Source organism: Vibrio sp. M260118 (assembly GCF_036533755.1).
Lineage (GTDB): Bacteria > Pseudomonadota > Gammaproteobacteria > Enterobacterales > Vibrionaceae > Vibrio.
In genome coordinates, this window is sequence record NZ_JATABG010000154.1 from 1 (window position 1) to 7,845 (window position 7,845).

The following is a 7,845-nucleotide window of genomic DNA, read 5'->3' on the forward strand; positions in this document are numbered from 1 at the left end:
CCTAAAGTTGCTAAGCTTTATCAAACCGTGTGGATGGAAGAGGGCTCTCCGCTTTTTGTCTATTCTAAAAGGCAAGCAGAGAAGCTTAAAGCGCTGGTGGAGATGCCTGTGGAGCTTGGCATGACCTATGGCAAGCCTAGTTTACAAACAGGTATGGAAGCTCTCTTGCAGCAAGGTGTTGAGGAGGTCATCGTGCTACCTCTTTATCCGCAATACTCGGGAACGACCACTGCCGCTGTTTCCGATGGCTTAACTAAAGCGTTTCAGAACATTCCGGTAATGCCAAGCTATCAGTTTATTCGTGATTACCACGATCATCCTCTATATATCAAAGCCCTAGCAGACAGTGTAAGACGCGCTTGGCAGGAGAATGGCAAAGGTGATTACTTACTCTGTTCTTATCACGGGATTCCTAAGAGGTATGCCGATAACGGTGATATTTATCCAGAGCATTGTGACAGAACAACTTCGCTATTGGCTAAAGAACTAGAGTTAGCGCCAAATCAAATTGGTATGACCTACCAGTCTCGATTTGGCCGTGAAGAATGGCTTCAACCTTACACAGATAAAACCCTTGAGAAGTTACCTGCAAAGGGGATTAAAAAACTCGACATAATAGCACCTGCGTTTTCAGCGGATTGCTTGGAAACATTGGAAGAGATCTCAGAGCAGTGTTGTGAATTGTTCATTGAGCATGGCGGTGAAACATTCAATTACATCCCATGTTTGAATGACGATCAACTGCATATTGAGATGATGGCAGAGCTAATCCGCAGCAACTAGCCTAGTTGTGAGAGCCTTTTTTAGTGTTTTAGAACTGGATTGTATTTTAAATCTAACTTCACTATATTGTCCTAATCTTAAAGCCCAGCATTTGCTGGGCTTTATGTCGTTTAGGTTCTACTTGCCTTGATAGTGACGATATTCAAATACCTGCCCCTGTTCATTGAAGGCGTAGACTGAGTACTCATCTTGTTTGTCGCCATACTCCATTCCCGGTGACCCCATTGGCATTCCCGGCACAGCAAGCCCTTTAGCGTTGTGAGGTGGATTGTCTAAAAAGGCTTGGATGTCTTGCGCAGGAATATGACCTTCAAACACATAGCCATCAATGATGGCAGTATGGCAAGAGGCAAGTTCCGGGGTTATGCCAAACTGTTGCTTAATTGGGTTCATATTTTCATGAAGTTTCTCTTCTACGTTGAACCCCGCTTCTTGCATATGTTTGGTCCACTCAGTGCAGCAGCCACAGTAAGGTGATTTATGGTTGATAACGTCATCAGCTAAAGCATGACCGGAAAGTAGCGCTAAGCTTGCTAGGGTTAGAGCTGTTTTGTTCATAGTGACCTCTCTATAAATTTGAATAGCCTCAAACGGTTGGCGTTGCTGACCACAGTGATTGACGATAGAGCCATTGCCGCCCCCGCGATTACAGGGCTGAGTAAAAAGCCGAAAGTGGGATACAGTAGACCGGCAGCAACCGGAATACCGATCGAGTTGTACACAAATGCACCGAATAGGTTTTGTTTCATGTTCCGCAACGTCGCCTTAGACAGGTCTATTGCTTTAACAACCGACATCGGTGAAGAATTGAGTAACGTAATTTGAGCGCTTTCTATTGCAACATCACTTCCGCTTCCCATCGCGACTCCAATATCCGCTAAAGCTAGGGCTGGGGCATCATTAACGCCATCACCGACCATAGCCACGTGTCGTCCCTCCGATTTTAAGTCGGATATATGTTTGGCTTTTTCATCAGGCAGCACTTGGGCGATAACACGTTCGATGCCAAGTCGTTTGGCCATTGACTCGGCGACGGTTTGGTTGTCGCCAGTGAGCATCACTGGGGTTATTCCTCTTTGTTTTAGCGATAAAATAGCTGATTCTGCCTGAGGTTTAATAGAATCGGCAATGGCGATTGTCCCGCTAACTTTATCGTCTATCGCAACAATGACGGGCGTCCAAGCATTGGCTAAATAGTGATTGAGCTGCTTGTCGATAGATTGTAAAGGCCAGTCTTGGTTTTGCGCATAGTTTAATGAGACAACCGCGATCTTACCTTGTTGTGATTGCGCGAATACTCCTTGGCCGCGACGATTTTCAAATTGCTCGACTTCAAATAGTGACAGGCTTTCTTCACTTGCCGCTTGGACAATCGCTTTAGCTAGCGGGTGCTCAGATTGCTTTTCAATCGAGGCAGTTAAGGCGAGCAGTGATTTATTATCACCATCAACAGAATAGATGGATTGAACCTTGGGTTTACCTTCCGTAAGTGTTCCGGTTTTATCAAACACCACTGTATCTATTTTACTAGCAGATTGTAGTGCATCTGCATCGCGGATCAGTACGCCCATTTCAGCTGCTTTTCCGACGCCAACGGTGACTGATAGCGGTGTTGCCAGGCCCAATGCGCACGGGCAAGCAATAATCAGTACAGTTGTTGCCACGACTAACATATAGCTGGCTTTAGGCTCAGGGCCATAGATAAACCAAACCAGTGCCGAGATAACCGCGATACCAACCACAACAGGTACAAACACTGAAGAGATTTGATCAGCCAGTTTAGCTATCGCAGGTTTACTGCTCTGGGCTTGACGAACCATGGCTATAATTCGCGATAACATGGTATCGCCGCCAACGCCAGATGCCGTGATCACTAAGCTGCCGTCTTGATTGATTGTGCCAGCAGAAACATTTTCTCCGGATTGTTTGTGGGCGGGGATGGGCTCACCGGTAAGCATTGACTCATCGATATATGAACTCCCGAATTCAACGACACCGTCGACAGGTATTTTTTCTCCAGGTTTAACTCTAAGACTCATCCCGATCTGAACCGCTTCGAGTGGGATCTCTTGTTCTCCATGTTCAGCAACCAAAGTGGCAGTTTGAGGTTGGAGGTTGATTAACCCTTGTAGAGAACGAGTGGTTTTGGCTTTTGCTTTGGCTTCAATATAGTGACCGAGAGAGATTAAGCCAACAATCATGGCGCTGGCTTCAAAGTACACATGGCGAGACGCTAGAGGGAACCATTCGGGTATAGCGACCACTAAAATAGAGAACAACCAAGCAGAACCTGTCCCAAGCGCGACTAACGTATCCATAGTCGCTCGTTTGTGAGTGAGTGCTTGCCATGCATTGATAAAAAAGCTACGCCCTGCGGTGGCTAGTAACCAAAAACAGACAACGCCAATTATTCCCCAAATCATCTGATCTTGGCTGTTGCGAATCATCATGTTTCCGCCAAGTACACCCCATAACATAAGCGGAGCACCGACCACTATCCCTGCTAAGGCACTAAGTTTATGTTGCGCTTGAACCTGCAGTTGTTGCTTGGCGTGCTTTTGTTGTTGGGTGGCTGGGTCATCAACAACTTGAGCTTGATAACCTGCATTATTGACCGCTTCTACTACTTCTGAGGCTGAAGGTATCGATTGGGAGCCTAGCACCAAGGCACTTTGCTCTGCCAAGTTCACTTGGGCTTTAACCACACCTTCAACAGAGTACAAGGCTTTTTCTACCGAGGAAACGCAACTTGCACAGGTCATACCTGAAATGAGTAAATGAATCGTATGTTGTAATGAGCGGGCGACGGGTTCATCGGCAGTTGTGAGGTTTTCTGGTTCTATAGTTTTAATCAGGTCACTAGAAGAATTGGGCTCTGATGTTGCTTGATAACCGAGTGACTCAATGACTGATACCGTTTCATCTTCACTGCGAAGTGTGTGGATGGCCAGTTCGGTTTTGGAAGCTTGGAAAGCTATAGTGTAAGGGTCATCTTTGAGCTTATTCTCAAGTTTTGCAATGCAATTGCCACAATTGAGACCAGTTAACATCAAGTGGTGCTGGTGACCAGCGCTATATCCAAGCTGCTCTATCACATCGACAATCTCAGTCAGCGCACTTTCCGTTTGCAATGAGATAAAGGTGGGTGACAGTTCATTAATCTGCACTTGATGTTCCGCGCTAAGTGCTTGCTCTACTTTTCGCGCACAACCCATGCAGTTTAGCCCTGACAATGGAATATCGAGTTGAGACATAACAAAACCTCGTAAGAGAAACTAACTCTAAGCGTAAACCTTTCCTCAAGGGTAAGGTCAAGCAAATGTACCAAAACGTTAAAACTCGTCTCGTTGGCTCATCCGACAATCAAAGATTTGCGAGACATTTCAATCTTTTATTTCAAAACTAGTCAAACATCATCAACCGATAAAAATTTACGGTGATCTGTGCTGAAAGCTGTAATGGCGTTATTGAGTGGTGTGTAAATAAGTGGCGAATTTGACGTTTTTGTTTGTTTTGTTTTTTTATTAAGTACTTGTATTTACGCGTTTTATTGTTTTTTCTGTTTTTTTGGTTTGAACGAGCTCAGATTATTATTTGTCTCGTTTTTTGTCGCAAAAAAAGTTTGTCAACATTCCCCTGTCCATAAATATTCCCCCAGCGACATACACATAGCTAAGTGGCTAGGGGGAAAGGAAAAAACAAATAATAGGGGTTAATCTTATGTCTTACTTTAAAAAATCGTTGCTGGGTGCAGCAGTGTCTAGTTTACTTCTAAGTGGAGCCGTATTCGCTGAGGGTTCTAACAGCGATGCCGCCAAAAACTACTTAACCAAAGACTCTTTTGCTTATGAAGTGTACGGCATAATCGCGATGCAGGCCGCGTATCGCGATTACGATTCGGGTAGCAAAGCCACAGATGATGATTTGGGGGGAATGCAACTGAACAATGAATCACGCATCGGTTTCCGTGGGAAAAAACAGTTTGCTAACTTCGGACCAACCTTCATTTGGCAGATTGAAGGAGGATATGTCGATCCAAGCTTTGGTGGTGGAGGCGCAGGGCTAGGTGAGCGTGACACGTTTGTTGGCTTCGAAAGTGAATCTATGGGGCAACTTCGTTTGGGCCGTGTATTAACACCGATGTATGAATTGGTTGACTGGCCAGCGTCTAACCCGGGCTTGGGTGATGTTTACGACTGGGGGGGAGCTATCGGTGGTGCTAAGTACCAAGACCGTCAATCTAATACCATCCGTTGGGACTCTCCAATGTATGCGGATAAATTCTCTTTAGATGTCGCTGTGGGGGCAGGTGATAATGCTGGCTTGGGCGAGGGTGATGATTACTGGGGTGGTATCGCTGCACACTACAAGCTAGGTCCATTGCAATTTGACGCAGCTTATGAAGGCAACCGTAACATCGCAGCTGAAGAGCAATCTTGGAAAAACAACACTTATCTATTAGGTGTTCAAGGTTGGTTTGAAAACGGCATTTCTTTCTTTGCGCAGTACAAATACATGGAAGCTGATGCGAGTAACGGCGTCAACGAGAAGCAAGAAGCCATGTCAGCTGGCTTAATGTACACAACGGGCGACTGGCAGTACAAGCTCGGCTATGCGGCAAACTTTGATTTAGAGCGTGACGGTAAGAAGATTGACAATACTTCCGACGATGTATTGTCCGCGCAGATTATGTACTTTGTTGACCCATCCGCAGTGCTTTATGTGCGAGCTCGTACTTTAGATTTCGGTGACGGTGCATCTCAGCTAGATAAACCGGCGGAAGAACGTTGGAAATCTGCTGACTATGACGAGTTCTCTGTCGGCGTTGAGTATTACTTTTAAAGCCAATTAGTGAAAAAAATGGCACTAAACTATTAACTATAACCAGGGCATTCAGAGTAATGCCCTGTACCTGTTGGATAGAATATATGAACAGAAAACTTATCGCTTTTGCTCCATTATTGATCGCGTTTTCCGCGTTTTCTCAATCGACCCTGTCTCTGCAGAAAGAGATCTCAGCTCAGGTGATTAATAGTCAACCCGCGGCAGTATCACTGAACAATGAAATACAGGTAAAGGCAGGATCAAATCAGCTCGCATTGACCATAGGTCAGATTGTGTTTGAAGATGGAAAGCGACGGAAGTTTGATTCAGAGTTATTGGTCATGGCATTTGACGCACCGAAAAATGAATCACTGTCACTCAACTACAAGACTTTTCGAACTATAGAAGAAGCCAAAGCATTCTCCGCAAAGCCTTCTTTGCAGTTGACTAACGCAAATGGAGAAAGCGTGGACTATGAATTAGTGCAACTACGGAAAAATGGGTTACAAGGTTTCCGTGATTATGAGCGAGAAGTGGCAGATTACAATGCTAAAAATGGCGTAACAACGGAAGCAACGATCAATGTTCGTCATGTGCCAGTAGAGATGAACTTAAAACAATCATTCAGTGAAATGAGCCGACAAGAACAGCAGGCGTTCATGCAGTGGGCTATGCAAAACTTAAAATAGCGACAAGGATTGTAGATTTGCATATCGGTGCTAAAATAACGCGCAATTTTGGCACCATCTTCATTTAATGTGAGTGGTGCAGTCATTTAGACAATCAAGGTATTTTACATGACGGTTAAAACTCGTTTTGCTCCTAGCCCAACCGGCTACCTGCACGTTGGTGGTGCTCGTACAGCACTTTATTCTTGGCTATACGCTAAAAACCAAGGTGGTGAATTTGTTCTACGTATCGAAGATACCGACCTAGAACGTAACTCTCAGGAAGCCGTTGATGCAATCCTAGAAGGTATGCAGTGGATGGGTTTAGAGTGGAATGAAGGTCCTTACTTCCAATCTAAGCGTTTTGACCGTTACAACGAAATGGTTGATAAGCTGCTGGCTGAAGACAAAGCTTATAAGTGCTACGCATCTAAAGAGTTGCTAGATGAGATCCGTGCAGAGCAAGAAGCAGCGAAAGAGATGCCACGTTACGATGCGAATCATCCGAAAGTTGTTGCCGCGAACGCAGCAGCAAAAGAGGGTGACCCATGCGTTATTCGCTTCCGCAATCCGAAACAGGGTAGCGTCGTATTTGATGACCAGATCCGTGGTCGTATCGAAATTGGTAATGACCAGCTAGATGACTTAATCATCCGCCGTACTGATGGCTCACCAACTTACAACTTTGTTGTTGTGGTTGATGACTGGGATATGGGCATTACTCACGTCGTTCGTGGTGAAGATCATATCAACAACACGCCTCGTCAAATTAATATCTATGAAGCGCTAGGTGCGCCAGTACCAACATTTGCGCACTGTGCAATGATTCTAGGTGATGACGGTGCAAAACTGTCTAAGCGTCACGGTGCGGTTTCTGTAATGCAATACCGCGACGAAGGTTACTTACCAAACGCATTGAACAACTATTTAGTGCGTCTAGGCTGGTCTCACGGTGACCAAGAGATCTTCTCACAGCAAGAGATGATTGATCTATTTAGCCTGAATGCAATCTCTAAGTCAGCGTCAGCGTTTAACACTGAAAAGCTGTTGTGGCTAAACAACCACTACATCAAGACGTCTGCACCTGAGTACGTGGCAGAGCATCTGCAATGGCATCTTGATAACCAAAAACTAAACATAGCAAACGGTCCTGCAATCACTGAAGTGATCAAGCTAGTGGGTGAGCGTTGTAACACGCTAGTTGAACTGGCCGAGCAGATCCGTTACTTCTACGAAGACTTTGCTGAGTTTGAAGCGGGCGCAGCTAAGAAACACCTACGTGGTGTGGCAAAAGAGCCGCTAGCATTGGCATTGGCTAAAGTGGAAGCTTTGCAAGAGTGGACAACTGCAAACATCAAAGATGGTGTGATTACTGCGGTTTGTGAAGAGCTAGAGATCGGCATGGGCAAGATCGGCATGCCACTTCGCGTTGCAGTAACAGGTGGTGGTCAGTCCCCTTCTGTTGATGCAGTGATGGAGCTGGTAGGCAAGGAGCGCGTCATCGCGCGTATTAAGATGGCCCTTGAGTTTATTGCTGAGCGTGAAGCCAACGCTTAATTACAGTTATTAG

The 7,845-nt window shown here is 45.4% G+C and carries 6 protein-coding genes; 4 read left to right on the forward strand and 2 right to left on the reverse strand.

Features of this window, described 5'->3' with window-relative positions; translation table 11 throughout:
* Nucleotides 1-783 (forward strand): ferrochelatase (gene hemH / locus QTO00_RS10770; protein WP_331424794.1); only part of this gene is annotated, 783 nt, incomplete at its 5' end.
* A gap of 117 nt (nucleotides 784-900) precedes the next feature.
* Here the strand turns inward: hemH and QTO00_RS10775 are convergent.
* Nucleotides 901-1,341: a DUF411 domain-containing protein gene (locus QTO00_RS10775; RefSeq protein WP_331424795.1), complete on the reverse strand. Its 441-nt coding sequence runs from the start codon at nucleotides 1,339-1,341 to the stop codon at nucleotides 901-903.
* Nucleotides 1,338-4,037 carry a heavy metal translocating P-type ATPase gene (locus QTO00_RS10780; protein ID WP_331424796.1) on the reverse strand — a complete coding sequence of 900 codons (2,700 nt, stop codon included), beginning with the start codon at nucleotides 4,035-4,037 and terminating at the stop codon, nucleotides 1,338-1,340. The genes QTO00_RS10775 and QTO00_RS10780 overlap by 4 nt, the downstream gene beginning before the upstream one ends.
* 466 nt (nucleotides 4,038-4,503) lie before the next feature.
* On the opposite strand from QTO00_RS10780, the gene chiP reads away from it, so the two are divergent.
* The 3 genes from chiP to gltX all read left to right on the forward strand — a co-directional run bounded on the left by chiP (nucleotide 4,504) and on the right by gltX (nucleotide 7,832).
* The gene (gene chiP, locus QTO00_RS10785) at nucleotides 4,504-5,625 is read left to right on the forward strand and encodes a chitoporin (protein ID WP_331424798.1); all 1,122 of its coding nucleotides are present in this window, start codon (nucleotides 4,504-4,506) and stop codon (nucleotides 5,623-5,625) included.
* An 86-nt stretch (nucleotides 5,626-5,711) separates the two neighbouring features.
* Nucleotides 5,712-6,296 carry a YccT family protein gene (locus QTO00_RS10790; RefSeq protein ID WP_331424800.1) on the forward strand — a complete coding sequence of 195 codons (585 nt, stop codon included), beginning with the start codon at nucleotides 5,712-5,714 and terminating at the stop codon, nucleotides 6,294-6,296.
* A 108-nt stretch (nucleotides 6,297-6,404) separates the two neighbouring features.
* On the forward strand, nucleotides 6,405-7,832 hold the full coding sequence (gene gltX / locus QTO00_RS10795; RefSeq protein ID WP_331424802.1) for a glutamate--tRNA ligase: 1,428 nt from the start codon (nucleotides 6,405-6,407) through the stop codon (nucleotides 7,830-7,832).
* The last annotated feature ends 13 nt before the right edge of the window (nucleotides 7,833-7,845 follow it).

Excerpts from the sequence above, each read along its gene's own strand:
- chiP (WP_331424798.1), top strand. The coding sequence starts at position 4,504 with ATGTCTTACTTTAAAAAATCGTTGCTGGGTGCAGCAGTGTCTAGTTTA.
- gltX (WP_331424802.1), top strand. The coding sequence starts at position 6,405 with ATGACGGTTAAAACTCGTTTTGCTCCTAGCCCAACCGGCTACCTGCAC.
- QTO00_RS10780 (WP_331424796.1), bottom strand. The coding sequence starts at position 4,037 with ATGTCTCAACTCGATATTCCATTGTCAGGGCTAAACTGCATGGGTTGT.
- QTO00_RS10790 (WP_331424800.1), top strand. The coding sequence starts at position 5,712 with ATGAACAGAAAACTTATCGCTTTTGCTCCATTATTGATCGCGTTTTCC.
- QTO00_RS10775 (WP_331424795.1), bottom strand. The coding sequence starts at position 1,341 with ATGAACAAAACAGCTCTAACCCTAGCAAGCTTAGCGCTACTTTCCGGT.